Here is a 17390-nt window from a genome sequence, read left to right on the forward strand (position 1 = left end):
TCCCGTCCGCGACGCCCCGCGTCCCTGGCCGCGCTGCCGCCCGCCCCGCCCGCGCGCCCCGCCCGACGCGTCCGCGCGCCGCGCCCGACCCGTCGGCCCGTCCGCGCGCCCCGCCCGCCCCCGCCCGCGAAAGCGACAGGGTGCCGTCGAACCGTGACGGCACCCTGTCGCTTCCGCGCCAGGGACCGCGGCGCTCAGCGGGAGCGTGTCGTTCCGGCGGCACAGTCCGGGCCCGCCTCCGAGCCCGCCCCCGGGCCCGTCCCCGCGGTCGGCATCCGGAAGAACGCGAGCTCCCACGCGGTCGACGCGCGGAAGGCGCGCGTCATGGTGCCGCGCTCGGCCGGCGTCGCCGCCGCGGCGAGCCGCTCGACCCGGGCCGTCGCGTCCGCGGAGGCCTCGGCGAACCCCGGGTCGCCGTACGCGCCGATCCAGTCCGCGAACGGGTGGTCCGACCCGACCGTGCCGATCTGCGTCCCGACCCACGCGTACACGCGGAAGCACGGCAGCACCGCCGCGGCGAGGACCCCGACGGACCCGGAGTCCGCAGCGGCCTGCAGGTGGGCGAGGTAGCCGGCGCAGACCGGGTGGACGGGGTCCTCGGCGTGCGTGCCGGCGAGGCGTCGGTGGTGCAGTTCGCGGGCCTCGTCGGCGCAGCCCTGGGCCGATGCCTGCCAGAACGCGGCCTCGGCCCCGGTGGTCCACGAGCCGAGCAGCGCCAGGTGCCGCTCGTACGCGCGGAGGTAGTGGACGTCCTGCGCCAGGTACGCGGCGAACACCTCGGGGTCGAGCGTCCCGGCGCGCATCCCGGCGAGGAAGTCGCACGCGATCGTCTCGTGCAGGACCTCGGCGACGTCGTCCCACCAGCGGTCGGTCCACCTCGGCTCCGGCCGCTCCGCACGCACGAGCGCGCCGTGGTCGACCGGACCGTTCCCGGTGCCGACGTGCAGGGCGTCGGCGCCGCGGAGGGCCGCGGTCAGCCAGCGCTTCGCCGTGCCGACGGCCAGTTCCCAGTCGCCGTCGCGGGCCGCGAGCGTCGCGATCGCACTCGACAGCGAGCACCCGGTGCCGTGCGTGTTCGTCGTCCGGACGCGTGGCGCGCTGAACGTCCGGAGCACCCCGTCGGGCCCGACGAGCACGTCGTCCGAGGTGTCGCCGCCGTCGTGGCCGCCCTTCGCGAGCACGAGCACGTCCCAGGTGCGGGCGATCGTGAGCGCCCGGTCCTCGGCGCTGTCCGGGGCCCGTCCGTGCAGGGTGGCCAGCTCGGCGAGCACCGCGAGTTCCGCCCGGTTCGGCGTCACGAGGTCGGCGAGCCCGAGCAGCGTGGCCATCGCCCGCGAGGCGTCCTCGTCGAGCAACCGGTCCCCGCTCGTCGCGACCATCACGGGGTCGACCACCACGACCGGTGGGCGGTGCTCGCGGAGCCACTCGGTCACGACCCGTACGACCTCGGCGGTGCCGAGCATCCCGACCTTCACGGCGTCGACCACGACGTCGTCCGACACCGCGTCGAGCTGTTCGCGCAGGAACGCGACGTCCGGCACGTGCACCGAACGCACCCCGTGCGTGTTCTGCGCGACGAGCGCGGTCACGACGCCCATGCCGTAGCCGTCGTGCGCGGCGATGGCCTTGAGGTCCGCCTGCATCCCCGCCCCACCCGTCGGGTCGGTCCCGGCGATGCTCAGGACGCGCGGGACGCTCATGCGTCCGCCCCGTGGTGCGTCGCGTCGGCCAGGAGGAACGGATCGCCACCACCCGACGGCCCCGGCTCCGCCCCGTGGTCGGGTCCAGTGCCCCACGCGGACACGAACGCCGCCGCGGCGGACCCGGGGTCGGCCGCGGCACAGATGCCCGACACGACCGCCACGCCCGCAGCACCGGCTGCCCGGAGCGGCCCGACGTCGTCGAGCGTCACCCCGCCGATCGCCACGCACGGCACGTCCGTCGCGCGTGCGAGCCGGCCGAACCCGTCGTGGCCCAGGGCCGGCGGGTGGTCCGCCTTCGTCGCGGTCGGGTGCACCACGCCGACCCCGAGCAGGTCGACCGTGCCGCGGGGGAGTGCGGCGACGGCGGCGAGGTGCTCCGGGGTGTTCGCGGTCAGCCCGACGTGTGCGTCCGTTCCGAGCAGGGCGCGAGCGGCGGTGACGGGGACGTCGGACTGGCCGAGGTGCACGCCCGCGACCCGGTGTCCGGCGTGCCGAGCGGCCAGGGCGACGTCCAACCGGTCGTCGACCACCACGGTCGCGCGGTCGCCCACGGCGTCGGCCACCGCGGCGGTCAGTGCCAGCAGGTCACGGGCCGAGGCGTCCTTGTCGCGCACCTGCACGATCCGCACCCCGCCGTGCACCGCGGCACGGACGACCCCGAGCACACCGATGCCGTGCCGGTCCGACAGCGCCGGGTCCGTCACGAGGTACACGCCGAACCCACCGGCGCTCACGCGGACACCGCCGGGGACTCCACGGTGATGCGCGCCGAGCGCACGACCTCGTCCGGCGAGAGCGACGCCAGGCGGTCGAGGAACAGCGGCTGGAACGTGCCCGGTCCGCCGGCCTCGCGCGCGGCGAACTCGGCCGCGATCGTGTGCACCGCGGTCGCGGCGACGGCGGCCGCGCCCGGGTCCTCGGGGGAGACGGCGGTGAACGCGGCGACGACGGCACCGAGCGCGCAGCCGCCGCCGGTGATCCGCGTGAGCAGCTCCGTGCCGTTCGCGACCCGCACCACGCCGATGCCGGGCGCGACCAGCAGGTCGACCGGACCCGACACGGCGACCGCGGCCACGCGCCTGGCGGCCACCGCGTCGACCGCAGCCACGCGCGCGTCCTCGGTGCCGACCGTGCTGTCGACGCCACGACCACCGGCCGAGGCGCCGAGCACCGCGAGCACCTCGGAGGCGTTGCCCCGCAGCACCGTCGGACCGAGCGCCAGCAGGTCCCGGGCCAGGGCCGTCCGCACCGGCAGGGAGCCGACGGCGACCGGGTCGAGCACCCAGGGCGTGCCGGCGTCGACCGCTGCCGAGGCGGCTTCGAGCGACGCGGCCCGGGGTTCGGCGTGCGGCGTGCCGGTGTTCACCAGCAGGGCGTCGGCGACCCGGGCGAACGGCCCGGCCTCGGTCACGACGTCGACCATCGCGGCCGAGGCGCCGAGCGCGAGCAGCACGTTCGCGGTGACGTTCTGCACCACGGTGTTCGTGATGCAGTGCACCAGGGGACTCCGGGCGCGGACGGCCTCGAGGAGTTCGGCGGTCCGACGGGCCCAGTCGGGGGCGGGCGCAGCAGTGTGCATGGACGATCCCTTCGCGAGTACGAGCTCGAGCAGGTTCGACGGGTGTGATCTCAGCCGCTGGTTGCGGCACCCCGTGTCTCGACCGACACCGTACACGAGCGGCTGCGACGTCTCCGGTCACATGACGGGTCCCGTGTGACAGGGTTGACGGGTGCCAGACACCACGCCTCCCGGGCCGCCTCCCGGCCCCCGCGACCCCGGCGACGCCTGGGCGGTCGGCCCCGACGGCACCAAGGCCTGGGGGCGGTTCGGCGCGGCCGGACTCCTCGTCGACGACGGCTCCGGGCGCGTGCTCCTGCAGCACCGCGTCGAGTGGAGCCACCACGGCGGCACCTGGGGGATCCCGGGCGGAGCCCGCCACCTCGGCGAGGACGCCGTGACCGGGGCGCTCCGCGAGTCGGCGGAGGAAGCCGGCGTGCCCGAGGACGGCGTGGACCTCCGGCACACCGCCGTGCTGGACCTCGGGTTCTGGACGTACACGACGGTGGTGGGGCGCGCCTCCAGGGCCTTCGAACCGGTGATCGCCGACCGCGAGAGCCTCGAACTGGCCTGGGTGCCCGTCGGCGACGTCGAGGACCTGCCCCTGCACCCCGGGTTCGGGGCGTCGTGGCCGGCGCTGCGGGCACGGATCGAGACGACACCGCACGTCGTGGTGGACGCGGCGAACGTGGTCGGCAGTGTGCCGGACGGGTGGTGGAAGGACCGGGCGGGGGCTGCGTCGCGGCTGCTCGGGTCGGTGGGGGCGCTCGCCGCGGCGGGTGTGTCGGCCGAGGTGCTCGCACTGCCGTTCGACCGGTGGTGGCCGCGGTGGACCGTGGTGCTCGAGGGAGCGGCGCGGGACGCCGTGGGCGCGGACGAGCCGGTGTCCGTCGTGCGCGCGCCGGGGTCGGGTGACGACGCGATCGTCGAGGCTGCCCGGGCCGCGGTGGACGCCGGCCACACCCCGGTCGTCGTGGTGACCGCCGACCGCGAGCTCCGGGCCCGCGTCGAGGAGCTCGGCGCCTCGGTGCACGGGCCGGCCTGGCTGCGCGACCAGTTCTGACCGCGCGGTCCAGCTACGCGGGGATGTGCTTCCGCGACGACACCAGGATCGCCACCCACGACAGCACCCCGAGCCCGACGACCACCCACAGGATCGTCGGCACCGCCACGACGTTCGCCACCGCGGCGATGACCGCCGGCGCCAGGAACCCGGCGTACGCCGCCGCGTAGAACACCCCGGTGAGCCCGGCCAGGTCGCGTGTCCCCGCGATCCGCTGGACCTCGAGCAGGCTCGACACGAGCGCCAGCCCGATGCCGAGGCCGATCACGACGTTCGCCACGAGCCCGATCGCCACGGACTGCAGCTGGACCGCCACGACGACCACGGCGACGCCCGCGGTCATGAGCGCCACGGCCGTCAGCAGTCCGCGTGCCGACAGGAGCGAGGTGACCCGCCCGGCGAGGGGCTGCACGGCACTCGACACCCCGAGGGCGACGACGGTGGCGGCGGTGGCGAACACGAGCCCCCACGTACCGGTCGCCCCGGCCAGCTTGGTCGGCAGGTACCCGTACCCGATCGCGGCTGACCCGAAGATCCACGGCGCGGCGACGAGCACGACCCGGGTGAACCGGCGGTGCCCGGCGCTCGGCACGGCGAGCTGCTTCCACCAGGGACCGGGCAGCCCGCCGGAGCGGCTCGTCTCCGGCGTTCGCCAGACGATCACGGCGAAGGGGACGGCGACGCAGATGTGCACGAGGAAGGGCAGGACCTCGGGGATCGGCCCCCACTGGGCGATGAGCCCTGCGACGAGGGCACCCGACGCCGACCCGAGGGTGAACGCCAGTGACGCCCGGCGTGCACCGGAACCGGCGTCGGCCGACGGGTCGAAGCGTCCCTGCGAGAGCTCCTTCACCCAGCTGTTGCCGACCGCCATCGCGATCCCGACGGTGACCCCGGAGAACAGGCGTCCGGCCATGAGGAACCCCGCGCCGAGCGGGCCGAACGCCAGCAGTCCGCTGCCGACGACGGCCGAGACGATCCCGGCGAGCATCAGCGGGCGGCGGCCGTGCCGGTCGGACAGGGACCCGGCGACGAGGAGCGCCGGCGCGAGCCCGAGCACGTACACGCCCAGGAAGACGTTCACGAGCAGCGACGAGTAGTGCGCGCGCTCCTCGTACATGAGCAGCAGGGGTGAGAACTGGTTCCCGCCCCACGAGCACACGAACACCGCGCCCCAGACGGCGACCCACGGCAGGACGCGTGCGTTCGGGACCGCGAGCGAGCCGGTGGTCGGGACGCTGCCGGTGGTGGCGCTCACAGGGCGCCCCGGTGCGACGCGACGTGGGCGCGGAGGACCTCGGCGTAGCGGAGGGCGTCGCCGGCCTCGAGCGCGGCGGCCAGTGCCCGGTGGTCCTCGAGGGACGCCTGCAACTGGGACGGCTGGAGCCGCATCAGGTGGTGCCGCAGCCGCTGCTGCCGGTCGCGCAGGGTCCGGGCGAACATGACGGCGATGGCGTTCCGCGACGCCCCGATGACGGCGCCGTGGAACTCCGCGTCGACCTCGATGAACCGGTCGACGTCGCCGGTCGCGACCGCCTGCTCCTGTTCCGCGAGCATCGCCTGGAGGAACGGGGTGACGTCCGCCACACGCCCGTCGGTGACGACGCGGGTCGCCGCGGTCGACTCGATCGCCTCCCGCATCTCGAGCACGTCGGCCGCCTCGCTCGGGGACATCGGCCGGACGACGGCGCCCTTCCGGGACTCGAGGGTGAGCAGGTCCTCGGCGGCGAGACGCAGGAACGCCTCGTGCACGGGCGTCCGCGACACGCCGATCTCCTGGCAGAGCGCGTTCTCGCTGATCGCCGTGCCGCCGGGCAGGTCGCCGCGGATGATCGCGCGCTTCACGTGGTCGTAGGCCCGGTCGGACGCTGCCTGGGCGGTGGTGTTCGTGCTCGGGGTGCTCACGGTCGACGATCCTACCCCTTGCATGCAACGGTGCATGCGGTCGTGTCACGCGCTGTTCACACGTGGACCGCGACACCGGGGCGCACGGGCGGATACGCTGGGCCACCACGTCAACGGAGACGTACAACAGGAGGTTCCGATGGAGCGGATCACCAGGGCCGACGATCGCGTGCACCGCCCGGCAGGGCCGTGGACGCCGACCGTGCACCGGCTGCTCGCCCACCTGCACGAACAGGGGTTCGTCGCAGCACCGGAACCGATCGAGCTCGGGCACACGCTCGAGACCGTCTCGTTCGTCCCCGGCGAAGCGGGGGAGTACCCGTGGACGGCCGACGTCGCGAGCGAGGCCGCCCTCGTCACGACCGCCCGGCTGCTGCGGCACTACCACGACGCCGCCGCCACCTTCACGCGCGACGACGACCGCGACGTCTGGTCCCAGGCGGAGCGGTACCCCGCCGAGACGATCGTGCACGGCGACTTCGCACCGTACAACTGCGTCTACGACGGCATCGCCGCGGTCGGGCTCATCGACTTCGACACCGCGCACCCCGGGCCACGGGTCTGGGACGTGGCCAGTGCCGTGTACCGGTTCGCACCGTTCACCACCGGCGTCGTCGAGGGGTCGACCGCGCCGTCGCTCGACGAACGGCTCGACCGCGCCGCCGAGTTCTGCCGCGCCTACGAGCTGGACGCCCGGTCGCGCGAGGTCCTCGCCGAGACGATCCTCGGCTCCCTCGTCGCGTTGGTCACGACCATGGAGACCGAGGCCGCGGCCGGGAACCCGAAGTTCGTCAGCGACCTGCAGCACGGGCACGCCGACCTCTACCGGGCCGACGTGGCGTACATCGAGCAGCACGCCGACGAGATCACCGCAGCCGTCGCCTGACCGCGACGGCGATGCTGGTGCCATGACGACCACACCGGCCCAGCTGCGCGCGATGCGCCTCGCCGCCCAGGGGATCGCCGTGCCCGGGCTCGGGCCGACCCAGGTGGTGGAACGCATGCTCGCCGTCCAGGGGCAGGACCTCGGGCAGGTCACCTGGGCCATCGGCGTCCGCGCGCCCGGGTCCACGCGCGACGACGTCCGCGCCGCGTTCGACCGCGGCGAGGTCGTCCGTTCGTGGCCGATGCGCGGCACCCTGCACGCGATGCGCCCCGACGACCTCCGACTGCTGCTCTCCCTCACCGCCGATCGGACGATCCGCTCCATCGCCCGGCGTGCGACCGAGCTCGGCATCGACGACGACGTCCTCCGCACCGCCCGGGACGCCACGGCCGACGCGCTGTCCGGCGGTCGGTCGCTCGTGCGCGACGACCTGTTCGACGTCTACCGAGGCACCGGCATCGACCCGACGCGAGGGCTGGGGTACCACGTGCTGCTCCGCCTCGCGCTCGAGGGGATGGTCGCCTGGGGGCCCACCGCCCGCGTCGGCCAGGGGCTCGTGCTCCTCGACGAGTGGGCACCGGCGACGGCCGACCTGCCCGACCGCGACGAGGCTCTGCGGCGGGTGCTGATCGGTCACCTGCGCGGGAGGGGCCCGGTGACCGAGGCCGACACCGCCTCCTGGACGAAGCTGCCGCTCGGCGACCTCCGGCGTGCCCGAGCGGTGGCCGGTGACGCCGTGGAGGACCTCGGCGACGGACTCCTCGCCCTCGCCGACCGACCCGACCCCGGGGGTGTGCCGACCGGGCACCTCCTGCCCGGGTTCGACGAGTACCTCCTCGGGTACGCCGACCGCTCCGTCCAGCTCGACCCCGTGCACGCCGACCGGGTCGTCCCCGGCGCCAACGGCATGTTCCTGCCGATGGCCGTCGTGCGGGGTCGGGTCGTCGGGACCTGGAGCCGCACCGAGCGCACCCGCGACGTCCGGGTCGCCGTCACGCCCTTCGAGCCGCTCGACGCCGGTGCGGTCCGCGCCCTCGAGGCCGCCGCCGACCGGTACGGATCGTTCCTCGCGGCCCCCGTCTCCTTCGCCGTCGCCTGACCATCCCGGTCCCGCACGCCGTCCGCGACACCGCACCGGTCGATCGACAGGTGCCTCGTCGCAGACCCGGTGCCGGCGTACCGGACCCGACCCGTTCCTCTCCCCACCGGCACGGCCGGTCCGCCGCTGGCGCGTCGCCCCGGAACCGGCGGCGTGGGCCCAGGCAGCACCCAGCAGCCACGCGGCGGACTCCGACGCTCCCTCGGGTAATGTCGCAGGGCCATGACCGACAGCCCGGCCGACGCCACCCCGTACGAAGTCCTCGGCGTCCGAGCGACCGCCGACGACGACGAACTCCGCCGCGCCTACCGCCGCGCCGCCCGCGAGTCCCACCCCGACCTCGGCGGCGACGCCCGCCGCTTCCGCCAGGTCCAGATCGCCTGGGAACGCATCGGCACCCCCGCCGCACGCCGCGCCTACGACGCGGGATCCCAGCGCGGCAGCCAGCAGAGCGCGTCCGGCCCGTCCGGTTCCTCGGCCTGGAGGAGCGACACCGGCCGCGACGCCTACGCACCCCCGGCAGCGCGTCGCGATGCACGTCCGCGCGCCCGGTCCCACGGACACCCCGGCGGGCGATCGCGCGAGGTCTTCCTGCAGGCCGAGCGCGAGTGGGTCGGCCTCGGGGACCCCATCGAGGACCCCTACGACCCCACGCTCATCCGCTCCGCTCCCCGGCACATCCGACGGCTGCTGGCCGAGGCGCTCGCCGAGGAAGCGACCGCGTCGATCGTCTCCGAGATGGGCATCGGCGTGACCGTGTGGCACGACCTCGACGCGGGGGCCGAGGGCAAGCTCGACCACGCGGTCCTCACCCCGAGCGGCCTGTGGGCCGTCGAGTCGATCGACTGGGGCGCCCCGGTCCGCGTCGAGCACGGCGAGATCACGGGGGAGACCCTGGCGCCAGGGGAGCGCCCCGTGAAGGAGCTCGTCCGGGCCGCCCGCGCCGTGCAGAAGCAGACCCGGGTGCGGTTCACCGGCCGGCTGCTCGTCGTGCCGGACTCCGCGGTGGACGAGGACGTGCAGGTCGTCGGCTCGCCCCGGAAGCCCACGGCGCTCGTCGTCCGCCGGAGTGCGCTCGGGCAGGTACTGGGCGGCGTGTGGTCGCCCGAGGGGAGCGTCGACGTGTTCGAGGTCCGCGACCGCCTGCAGCAGACCGTCCGCTTCGTCTGATGCCCGGACGGCGGGGTCAGTAGCCGCGGAGCTTCTCGAGGTCGCGGCGCTCCCGCTTGCTCGGACGTCCGGCGCCGCGGTCGCGCATCGGGACGAAGCCGGCCTCCTCCTTGGGGAGCCGCGGCGGGGTCTTGTCCTCGAAGTGCTTCGCGGCCTCGGGTGCGCTCGTCCGCTTGAGGATGATCCCCGTGACGACGACGATCCGGTCGAACCCGTTCTGCCGGACCCGGACCTCGTCCCCGGGGCCGATCGGCTGCGCGGGCTTCGCACGCTCCCCGTTCACCCGGACGTGGCCGGCCTTGCACGCGGCGGTCGCGGCGGAGCGGGTCTTCGTGATCCGCACCGCCCAGATCCAGCTGTCCACGCGTGCCTTGGCCATCCCCACACTCTAGGCGCGCCCTACGCTGGGGGCGTGGAGGGCACCGGTCAGGACGCGATCGCCCGGGCGCTGGCGCTCGGGGTCCTCCGGGACGCCGCGGTCGGGGACCGCGTGGTCGTGCGGGCGCACCACGGCGGGGGAGCGCAGGACGCGCTCGGCGTCCTCGTCGCCCGGACCGCGTCGTCCGTGACGATCGACACCCGCCGGGGCCCCGTCGAGGTGGCGCTCGCCGACGTCGTCGCCGCGAAGCCGGTCCCGCCGCCGCCCGCGCCACGCCCGCGCCGCCCCTGAGTCCGCCGGTCCGACTCCGCGTGCACCCGAAGCGCGCGCCCCCGGCGAGCCGCCACCGCCCCCGCACCGGCCCCGACGTAGCCTCGTGCCATGGCCGTCCCCGTCCCACTCGGCACCGAGGACCGCACCGCCCGCCTGACCCTCCGCCGCCCCGACGCGTGGCGCCGTGAGGACTCGGCCCAGGCGGACCTGCGCGTCACCGGCGACGACGTCGTGCTCACCGTCCGATCCCGTCCGAGCGACCGGACGGTCGCGGAGGAGCACACGAGTCTGCTCGAACGCCTCCCCGGTTCGGTCGAGGGGCTCCGACTCATCGGCTCGGACCCGTGGACGACCGCGGGAGCGCCGGCGCGCCTCGTCGAGTACGTCCGGCCCGACGAGGGCGGCGACGTCGCGGGAGCGCATCTGCTCTTCGTCACCGGACGGCACCGCGTCGACCTCACCATCGAGCGGCCGCTCGCCCGGATGCTCGCCACCGACGACCTCGTGTTCGCCGTGCTCGACAGCGTCCGCGCCACCGAACCCGCACCGTCGCGGGTGCAGCGCGACCTCGAGGCACTGCCCGAGCCCGCACCGGCCGCCGACCTCGAGGGCACCCACCTCCACTCCGAGGCCCTCGCCACCCTGCGCTCGCTCGCCGGCCGTCGCTGGAACCCCACGCTCCTCCGCACGCCCGCCGGACGCGAGCTCATCGAGTCCGGCCTGGTCGGCCGGCTCGGCACCCTGCCCGAATCGACACAGGCGCTCCTCGCACCGTGGGAGGGCGATGACCAGCCCGTCACCCTGGAACAGCGGCTGCCCGACGGGCGCACCACGCGCCTCCAGGCCTGGTCGGAGACCGTCGTGGACGGGACGGACGAGACGGGCGCGGTGATCGCGCAGCTGCCGGTCGAGCGCGTGGTCGCGCTCGTGGCCGGGAGGCTCGGCATCGGTCCGGCATGGACCTTCCCGTTCCGCACGGGGTCGCTCCGGGCGGACCTGCTCGGGCGCCGGACCTCCGGGGCGGACGCGGCCCCCGACCTGCCGACGGCGATCGCCGAGGCGGACCCGCGGCTCGCGCGCTTCTGGGCGGCTCCGTGGACGGTGTCGTCACTGCGTCGTCCGGGGAAGCCGAACCCGATCGTCGTCGTGCACGCGGCGGGGCAGGGCTTCGCGCGTGTCGGACGCACGGAAGCCGGGGAGACCGTCTTCACGACGGACTCCCCGGCGAACGTGTACCGGTCGGTGGTGCGGGCGCTGCTCGGCTGAGCCGTTCTCTGCTAGGCCGCGGGGCCGGCGGTCAGGGTGACCGTGACGGTCTTCGCGGCACCGGTGCTGTCGGTGTACCCGACCGTCACCTTGTCCCCGACCGAGTGCGACTGGATCGCCGAGGTCAGCGCGTCCGAGCTCGCCACGGCCGTGCCGTCGATGCTCGTGATCGTGTCGCCGGCGGCGAGACCGGCCGACGCGGCGCCGGAGCCCTCGACCGTGCCCGCGACCGCGACGCCGCCCGTCGATGCCGTCCCGCTGACCTCGACCCCGAGGAACGCCGGCAGTCCGATGGTGATCGTCGACGACGACTCGCCCGCGAGGATCTTGTCCGCGATCGACTTCGCCGTGGTGATCGGGATCGCGTACCCGGTGACGTCCGCCGTGCCCGATGACGCCGCGGTGGCCATGCCGACGACCTCGCCCTCGCTGTCGAGCACCGGACCGCCCGAGTCGCCCGAGACGATGTCCGCCGCGACCTCGATGAGTCCCTGCAGCGACTCGGTGCCCGTGCCCGACTCGCTCTGCACCTGGATGTCCTGGTCGGTCGCGGTCACGGTGCCCTCGGCGGCGACGAGGTTGCCGGTGCCCTCGGCGTTGCCGACGTCGGTCACGGTGTCGCCCGTGCTCGGCTCGCCGTCGTCGTCGAGCGTCACCGTGGACAGGCCCGACGCGCCTTCGAGCTTGAGGACCGCGACGTCGTGGGTGGCATCCGTCCCGACGACGTCCGCCTTGTACTCCTTGCCGGTCGTCTCGTCGGTGACCGTGATGCTCGTCGCGCCCTGGATGACGTGGTTGTTCGTGAGGATCGTGCCGTTCGAGGTGAGGATCATGCCCGTGCCGGCCGCCTGCGACGACTCGTCGTAGTTGAGGACCGTGTTGATCGTCACGACGCCCTTCTTCTGGGCGCTCGTCGCCGCGGTCGCCGCGGACTCGGTGCTCGTGCCGCTGCCGCCGTCGCTCGACCCGCTGCCGGTGCCGTCGCCCGGCACCGTGAAGCCGTTCGTGCCGCTGCCGTCGGAGCCGGTGCCGGAACCCGATCCGGTGTCCGGCAGCGTCGTGCCCTGCGACTGGCTCGAGGTGGTGGTCGTGTGCTGCGAGGACAGTCCGAGCGCGGTCCCGCCCGCCGCACCGACGATCGCCAGGGCCGCGATCCCGGACCCGATCATCAGGCCCAGCCGGCGGGGGTGCTTCGTGGCGTGGTTCGCTGCGGCGGCGCCGTGCACCCAGCCGTGCTGGAACCCGGGGAGCGACGGGCTGCCGATCAGGAACGGGCCGCGGCCGTCCGGGGTGTAGCCGTAGGGGCCGGAGCCGTCGGGCCCGTAGAGGAACGGGCCGCTGCCGTCGAACGCGTAGGCCGAGCGGAGGGCCGACGGGTCGGCGTGCGGTGCCTCCCACGTCGCCCCGGCCTGCGGCTGCGCGGCGTCGGTGCGGGCGGTGCCGTTCTCGTCGGCGGCGGGGTTCGGGGTCTCGTTCATCAGTGCTCTCCGGTCGTCCCTCGGCTGCCCGGTCGGGCGTCGATGGGTACGAGTACAGGCCCGGTTCCCATGACGAGCCTATGAACGGACCCTGCGGCTGCTCACGGCTTGCTCGGGGGTCGCCGTACGACGTCGTCCGTTAGGGTTGCCTTACTTCCCATGCGTTCGCCGTCGCCCACCCCTCCTGCGCCCAGCTCCGTGTCCCGCCTCGTCGGCGCCACCGTGCTGGCGGTGGTCGTCCTCGTCGTGGCAGTGGCGCTCTCGGTGGCCTTCGGCTCCCGTCCGATCCCGCTCGGCACCGTGCTCGACACCGTCCTGCACCCCGGACGGAACGACGAGATCGGCCTGATCGTGCTCGGCAACCGCGTGCCCCGCACCGTCGTCGGACTCCTCGCCGGGTCCGCGCTCGGGGTCACCGGCGCCGTCATGCAGGGCGTCACCCGGAACCCGCTCGCCGATCCGAGCGTCCTCGGCATCAACTCCGGGGCCGCGCTCGCGGTCGTCGCCGGGATCGCGCTGTTCGGCGTCAGCGGCACCGCCGCGTACCTGCCGTTCGCCTTCCTCGGGGCCGCCCTCGCCGCGCTCCTCGTGTACGGCATCGCCGCCGTGGCCCGTCGGGGGCTGTCGCCCGTCGGACTCGCCCTGTCCGGTGCCGTCGTCGCCGCTGCACTGTCCTCGATCACCACGGCGGTGCTCGTGACGAGCCAGAGCCTCCTCGACCAGCTGCGCTTCTGGCAGGTCGGAGCGCTGGCCGGCAAGGACCTCGGCACCGCCGGGGTGATCACGGTCCCGGTGCTCGTCGGACTCGTCATCGCCTTCGCCCTCGGCCGGTCGCTCAACACGCTCGCGCTCGGTGACGAGCTCGCCGCGTCGCTCGGGCAGCGCGTCGTGCTCGTGCGCGCCGTCGGGGGAGTCGTCACCGTGCTCCTCGCCGGGTCGGCCGTCGCGGCGGCCGGGCCGATCGCGTTCATCGGGCTCGCCGTGCCGCACGCCGTCCGTCGGTTGAGCGGGCCGGACCACCGGTGGACGATCCTGCTGTCGGCCATCGTCGCGCCGGCGCTGCTGCTCGTCGCCGACGTGATCGGCCGCGTCGTGGCGTACCCGGGGGAGCTGCAGGTCGGGATCGTCACGGCACTCATCGGCGCGCCGGTGTTCATCTGGCTCGTGCGGTCGCGGGCGGTGAAGGGGCTGTGACGGCCGTGCGCCGCGAGTGGCTCGTGCTCGGCGCCGTCCTCGTCCTGCTCCTCGCCCTCGTGCTCGTCGGGCTCGGCGTCGGCGAGATCCCGCTCTCGCCCGTGCAGGTCGCGAGCGCGCTCGTCGGGCACGGCGACACCGTCTCGGACTTCGTGATCGGGCAGCTCCGTGGCCCTCGTGTCGCCGGGGCGATCCTCGTGGGGGCGTCGCTCGGCGTGGCCGGGGGCATCGTGCAGAGCGTCGTCCGGAACCCCATCGCGAGTCCGGACGTCATCGGCATCACCTCGGGCGCGAGCGCCTCGGGCCTGACCGCCATCGTCCTTTTCGGCGCGAGCGGCGGGACCCTGTTCTCGGTGGTGCTCGTCGGTGCCGTCCTCGTCTCCCTCGTCATCGCCGGACTCGCGTGGCGTCGGGGGATCACCGGCAACCGGGTCGTCCTCGTGGGCATCGGCGTCGCGGCGATCTGCCTGAGCATCACCGGGTGGATGCTCACGAGCGGCACGGTCACCCAGGCCGGCACCGCGCTGCTCTGGCTCTCCGGCAGCCTGAACGCCGTCGACCGGAACCTCGTCGGGGTCCTCGCCGTCGTCTTCGTCGTGTTCACGGCACTCGCCCTCCTGCAGTCCTCGCGGCTCACCGTGCTGACCCTCGGCGACGAGGTGGCCTCGGCGCTCGGGCTCCGGCCGAACCGCGCGAAGGTGCTGCTCCTGCTGACCGCCGTGTGCCTGACCGCCGCCGCCGTGGCCACCGCGGGACCGGTGTCGTTCGTCGCGCTGATGGCGGCCCCCATCGCCCGGAGGCTCGTCGGGGGCGGACGGGTCGCCCTCGGGTCGACTGCCGCCGTCGGTGCCGCGATCACGCTGGCGAGCGACCTCATCGCGCAGTTCGCGATCCCGGGGAACGCGCTGCCGGTCGGTGTGGTGACGGGGGTCATCGGGGCGCCCTACCTGCTGTGGCTGCTCGCACGCGGGCGCTGACGCATCCGTGTTCCCGGTACGTTCGCTGTACGCGTTCTGCCGAGTTGTCCCCAGCCCCGTTCGGGGCTCCCGTTCGGCCGCTCGTTTCCGATACGCTGGTGCGCCAAGAGGAGGAGGTCCACGATGCCAGAACCAGTGGTCCCGCAGCCGGACGGTCAGAAGACCCCTGAGCAGCGGCTGGTCGACACCACACTGACCTTCAGCATGGACATGGGGGCGGCGCTCACTGCCGAGTCCGGTGTGTCCGCCGAAGAACGTGAAGCGATCAACGCGCTGCCCTCCGGGTCGGCGCTGCTCGTGGTCCGTCGCGGGCCGAACGTCGGTGCTCGGTTCCTCCTCGACTCGGACGTCACCACGGCGGGGCGCCACCCCGACGCCGACATCTTCCTCGACGACGTCACCGTGTCGCGCAGGCACGCGCAGTTCCTCCGTCACGGCACGAGCTTCAGCGTGAAGGACAACGGGTCGCTCAACGGCACGTACTTCGACGGCGTCCGCATCGACGAAGCACTCCTCACCGACGGGTCCGAAGTGCAGGTCGGCAAGTTCCGCCTGACCTTCTACGCCTCCCGGGTCGACCTGGCGCGCCTGGCGACCGCGTAGTGGCCGCACGGTCCGCCGCGGCCCGGGCGGGGTCCGCGGTCCCGGACCTGCTCACGATCGGGCAGGTCCTCGCTCGCCTCAAGCCGGAGTTCCCGGACCTGTCGAGCTCGAAGCTCCGGTTCCTCGAAGAGCGCGAGCTGGTCACCCCGATCCGCACCGCGAGCGGCTACCGGAAGTTCTCGGCGGCCGACGTCGAGCGGCTCCGGATCGTCCTCGGGCTGCAGCGCGACCACTACCTCCCGCTCAAGGTCATCAAGGACTACCTGGCCGACCTCGACGCCGGGCGCGAACCCGTCCTCCCCGGGGGCGGCGACGCGCCGAAGCCGTCCATCCTCGGGCGTGAGCGGCGCTACACCCGCGACGAGACGGTCCGGGCTGCCGGTGCCTCGCCGATGCTCCTCGCCGACGCGGTCTCGGCGTCGCTGCTGCCCGCTGCCGACACGTACGGCGACGACGGGGTCTCGGTGCTCAAGGCCCTCGTCGAACTCCAGCGCACCGGGATCGAACCGCGACACCTCCGCACGATGCGCAGCGTCGCCGAGCGCGAGGTCGGGCTCATCGAGTCCGCGCTCATGCCGGTGTCCCGCCGCGGTGACGCCACGTCCCGGGCGAAGGCGACCGAGCTCGCGCGCGAGATCGCCGGCCACCTCGAGGTGATCCGGTCGAACCTCATCCGGACGGCGATCGGGCGTCTCGACGCATGACGCGCGTCGTGGCTCGTCCCTCCTCGACCGCTGGTGCGCGTCGGTGGGTGGGGCGTATCCTCGACACGCCGGACGCGCCGAGTCGGATGTCCCGCGCCGGAGCGGTCCGAGTCGCTACCGTGGACCTCGGAACAACTCTCAACCCGTCATTGAACGTTCAGTTGGGAGCTCGATCGTCGTGGAAGGCAGCCTGATGAGTGGGAACGACACCCCCGGCACCGAGTCGGAGATGACCCGGTACGACCTCGGGCTGCTCTTCACCGACGGCCTGCCCGAGCACGACGAGCAGAACGGGTACCGCGGTACCGTCGCTGCTCGTGCTGCCGGCATCTCCTACCGCCAGCTCGACTACTGGGCCCGCACCGAGCTCGTCGAGCCGACGATCCGCGGGGCCGCGGGCTCCGGGTCGCAGCGGCTGTACGGCTTCCGCGACATCCTCGTGCTCAAGCTCGTGAAGCGCCTGCTCGACACGGGCATCTCCCTCCAGCAGATCCGCACCGCCGTGAACCAGCTGCGCGAGTCCGGCGTCTCGGACCTGGCGCAGACGACGCTCATGTCGGACGGCGCCTCGGTGTACCTCTGCACCTCCGACGACGAGGTCATCGACCTGGTGTCGCGGGGTCAGGGCGTGTTCGGCATCGCGGTGGGCAAGGTCCTGCGCGAGGTCGAGTCCTCGCTGGTCGAACTCGACGCGACGCCGGCGGCCGACCCCGACGACGAGCTCGCCGCCCGCCGGGCTTCCCGCGCGTCCTAGTCCCGCGCGGCCGGGGCCTGCCCGGGCCCGAGCCCGCGTCCGCTCGAGTCGCGAGGTCGCACGGTCTGCCGTGCGCGCCCATTCCGTGCGACACGTTGTGCGACCTCGGCACGGACGCCGTGACGTGTCGTACGACCTCGGCGCGCGCCGGGCGTCGTGCGACCGCGAGCGAGCCTCCGCGGGCGTCACACCGCCCCGACCACGAGGTCGCACGATCTGCCGCGCGAGTCCGTTTCCGGCGGCCGTTCGTGCGACCTCGTCGGACGTGAGCCGCATGTCGAGCGACCTCGCGGGGTGAACCCGCGCGTGGTGCCCGGCGGCGGTGTGACGGAGGCGAGGCGCGCCTCCCGGTCGATGTCGTGCGCCGTGCCGGAGGCG

At 74.3% G+C, this 17390-nt stretch carries 18 protein-coding genes and 1 riboswitch; of the genes, 11 read left to right on the top strand and 7 right to left on the bottom strand.

Annotation, left to right across the window (positions count from 1 at the left end; genetic code table 11):
* Positions 1-194 precede the first annotated feature (194 nt).
* From thiD to thiM, 3 genes are all read right to left on the bottom strand, one after another.
* Positions 195-1700, bottom strand: a complete 1506-nt coding sequence (gene thiD, locus BJK06_RS15380; protein WP_070418622.1) for a bifunctional hydroxymethylpyrimidine kinase/phosphomethylpyrimidine kinase — start codon at positions 1698-1700, stop codon at positions 195-197.
* A complete protein-coding gene (thiE, locus tag BJK06_RS15385; protein WP_070418623.1) occupies positions 1697-2437 on the bottom strand; it encodes a thiamine phosphate synthase in 741 nt (246 codons plus the stop codon). The genes thiD and thiE overlap by 4 nt, the downstream gene beginning before the upstream one ends.
* Positions 2434-3282: a hydroxyethylthiazole kinase gene (gene thiM / locus BJK06_RS15390; protein WP_070419529.1), complete on the bottom strand. Its 849-nt coding sequence runs from the start codon at positions 3280-3282 to the stop codon at positions 2434-2436. The genes thiE and thiM overlap by 4 nt, the downstream gene beginning before the upstream one ends.
* Positions 3271-3366, bottom strand: a riboswitch (TPP riboswitch). It overlaps the preceding gene by 12 nt.
* 67 nt (positions 3367-3433) lie before the next feature.
* Here thiM and BJK06_RS15395 point away from each other — a divergent pair.
* Entirely contained in the window at positions 3434-4324 is an 891-nt protein-coding gene (locus BJK06_RS15395; RefSeq protein ID WP_070418624.1) for an NUDIX domain-containing protein, read from the top strand.
* A 13-nt stretch (positions 4325-4337) separates the two neighbouring features.
* Here BJK06_RS15395 and BJK06_RS15400 read toward each other — a convergent pair whose 3' ends face one another.
* Together BJK06_RS15400 and BJK06_RS15405 are read right to left on the bottom strand one after the other, a co-directional pair.
* Positions 4338-5582 (bottom strand): MFS transporter, encoded by a 1245-nt coding sequence (locus BJK06_RS15400; protein ID WP_070418625.1) that lies wholly within the window; start codon positions 5580-5582, stop codon positions 4338-4340.
* On the bottom strand, positions 5579-6229 hold the full coding sequence (locus BJK06_RS15405; protein ID WP_217637344.1) for a GntR family transcriptional regulator: 651 nt from the start codon (positions 6227-6229) through the stop codon (positions 5579-5581). Before BJK06_RS15405 ends, BJK06_RS15400 begins: the two co-directional genes overlap by 4 nt.
* 139 nt (positions 6230-6368) lie before the next feature.
* Here BJK06_RS15405 and BJK06_RS15410 point away from each other — a divergent pair, with 139 nt between their 5' ends.
* The 3 genes from BJK06_RS15410 to BJK06_RS15420 all read left to right on the top strand — a co-directional run bounded on the left by BJK06_RS15410 (position 6369) and on the right by BJK06_RS15420 (position 9384).
* Positions 6369-7115: a phosphotransferase enzyme family protein gene (locus tag BJK06_RS15410; protein ID WP_070418627.1), complete on the top strand. Its 747-nt coding sequence runs from the start codon at positions 6369-6371 to the stop codon at positions 7113-7115.
* A 22-nt stretch (positions 7116-7137) separates the two neighbouring features.
* Positions 7138-8214, top strand: a complete 1077-nt coding sequence (locus BJK06_RS15415) for a winged helix DNA-binding domain-containing protein (RefSeq protein WP_070418628.1) — start codon at positions 7138-7140, stop codon at positions 8212-8214.
* A 222-nt stretch (positions 8215-8436) separates the two neighbouring features.
* Positions 8437-9384 carry a DnaJ domain-containing protein gene (locus BJK06_RS15420; RefSeq protein ID WP_070418629.1) on the top strand — a complete coding sequence of 316 codons (948 nt, stop codon included), beginning with the start codon at positions 8437-8439 and terminating at the stop codon, positions 9382-9384.
* Positions 9385-9400: 16 nt separating this feature from the next.
* Here the strand turns inward: BJK06_RS15420 and BJK06_RS15425 are convergent, their stop codons facing one another.
* On the bottom strand, positions 9401-9763 hold the full coding sequence (locus BJK06_RS15425; RefSeq protein ID WP_070418630.1) for an RNA-binding S4 domain-containing protein: 363 nt from the start codon (positions 9761-9763) through the stop codon (positions 9401-9403).
* 33 nt (positions 9764-9796) lie between these two features.
* Between BJK06_RS15425 and BJK06_RS15430 the strand changes: the two genes are divergently transcribed.
* Both BJK06_RS15430 and BJK06_RS15435 read left to right on the top strand, forming a co-directional pair.
* Positions 9797-10054 carry a ferrous iron transport protein A gene (locus tag BJK06_RS15430; RefSeq protein WP_156794885.1) on the top strand — a complete coding sequence of 86 codons (258 nt, stop codon included), beginning with the start codon at positions 9797-9799 and terminating at the stop codon, positions 10052-10054.
* A gap of 90 nt (positions 10055-10144) precedes the next feature.
* Positions 10145-11302 carry a hypothetical protein gene (locus tag BJK06_RS15435; protein WP_070418631.1) on the top strand — a complete coding sequence of 386 codons (1158 nt, stop codon included), beginning with the start codon at positions 10145-10147 and terminating at the stop codon, positions 11300-11302.
* A gap of 11 nt (positions 11303-11313) precedes the next feature.
* Here BJK06_RS15435 and BJK06_RS15440 read toward each other — a convergent pair whose 3' ends face one another.
* Positions 11314-12780 (bottom strand): S1C family serine protease, encoded by a 1467-nt coding sequence (locus BJK06_RS15440; protein WP_258027647.1) that lies wholly within the window; start codon positions 12778-12780, stop codon positions 11314-11316.
* A gap of 198 nt (positions 12781-12978) precedes the next feature.
* On the opposite strand from BJK06_RS15440, the gene BJK06_RS15445 reads away from it, so the two are divergent.
* From BJK06_RS15445 to BJK06_RS15465, 5 genes are all read left to right on the top strand, one after another.
* Complete coding sequence (locus tag BJK06_RS15445) at positions 12979-13974, top strand: iron ABC transporter permease (RefSeq protein WP_258027648.1); 996 nt, start codon at positions 12979-12981, stop codon at positions 13972-13974.
* Complete coding sequence (locus tag BJK06_RS15450) at positions 13971-14951, top strand: iron chelate uptake ABC transporter family permease subunit (RefSeq protein ID WP_070418632.1); 981 nt, start codon at positions 13971-13973, stop codon at positions 14949-14951. The genes BJK06_RS15445 and BJK06_RS15450 overlap by 4 nt, the downstream gene beginning before the upstream one ends.
* Positions 14952-15074: 123 nt before the next feature.
* A complete protein-coding gene (locus BJK06_RS15455) occupies positions 15075-15554 on the top strand; it encodes an FHA domain-containing protein (protein ID WP_070418633.1) in 480 nt (159 codons plus the stop codon).
* Positions 15554-16258 (top strand): MerR family transcriptional regulator, encoded by a 705-nt coding sequence (locus BJK06_RS15460; RefSeq protein ID WP_070418634.1) that lies wholly within the window; start codon positions 15554-15556, stop codon positions 16256-16258. Before BJK06_RS15455 ends, BJK06_RS15460 begins: the two co-directional genes overlap by 1 nt.
* Before the next feature lie 193 nt (positions 16259-16451).
* A complete protein-coding gene (locus BJK06_RS15465; RefSeq protein ID WP_070418635.1) occupies positions 16452-17012 on the top strand; it encodes a MerR family transcriptional regulator in 561 nt (186 codons plus the stop codon).
* The last annotated feature ends 378 nt before the right edge of the window (positions 17013-17390 follow it).

The organism is Curtobacterium sp. BH-2-1-1, assembly GCF_001806325.1.
GTDB lineage: Bacteria > Actinomycetota > Actinomycetes > Actinomycetales > Microbacteriaceae > Curtobacterium.

Excerpts from the sequence above, each read along its gene's own strand:
- thiD (WP_070418622.1), bottom strand. The coding sequence starts at position 1,700 with ATGAGCGTCCCGCGCGTCCTGAGCATCGCCGGGACCGACCCGACGGGT.
- thiM (WP_070419529.1), bottom strand. The coding sequence starts at position 3,282 with ATGCACACTGCTGCGCCCGCCCCCGACTGGGCCCGTCGGACCGCCGAA.
- BJK06_RS15410 (WP_070418627.1), top strand. The coding sequence starts at position 6,369 with ATGGAGCGGATCACCAGGGCCGACGATCGCGTGCACCGCCCGGCAGGG.
- BJK06_RS15415 (WP_070418628.1), top strand. The coding sequence starts at position 7,138 with ATGACGACCACACCGGCCCAGCTGCGCGCGATGCGCCTCGCCGCCCAG.
- BJK06_RS15420 (WP_070418629.1), top strand. The coding sequence starts at position 8,437 with ATGACCGACAGCCCGGCCGACGCCACCCCGTACGAAGTCCTCGGCGTC.
- BJK06_RS15425 (WP_070418630.1), bottom strand. The coding sequence starts at position 9,763 with ATGGCCAAGGCACGCGTGGACAGCTGGATCTGGGCGGTGCGGATCACG.
- BJK06_RS15435 (WP_070418631.1), top strand. The coding sequence starts at position 10,145 with ATGGCCGTCCCCGTCCCACTCGGCACCGAGGACCGCACCGCCCGCCTG.
- BJK06_RS15440 (WP_258027647.1), bottom strand. The coding sequence starts at position 12,780 with ATGAACGAGACCCCGAACCCCGCCGCCGACGAGAACGGCACCGCCCGC.
- BJK06_RS15455 (WP_070418633.1), top strand. The coding sequence starts at position 15,075 with ATGCCAGAACCAGTGGTCCCGCAGCCGGACGGTCAGAAGACCCCTGAG.
- BJK06_RS15465 (WP_070418635.1), top strand. The coding sequence starts at position 16,452 with ATGAGTGGGAACGACACCCCCGGCACCGAGTCGGAGATGACCCGGTAC.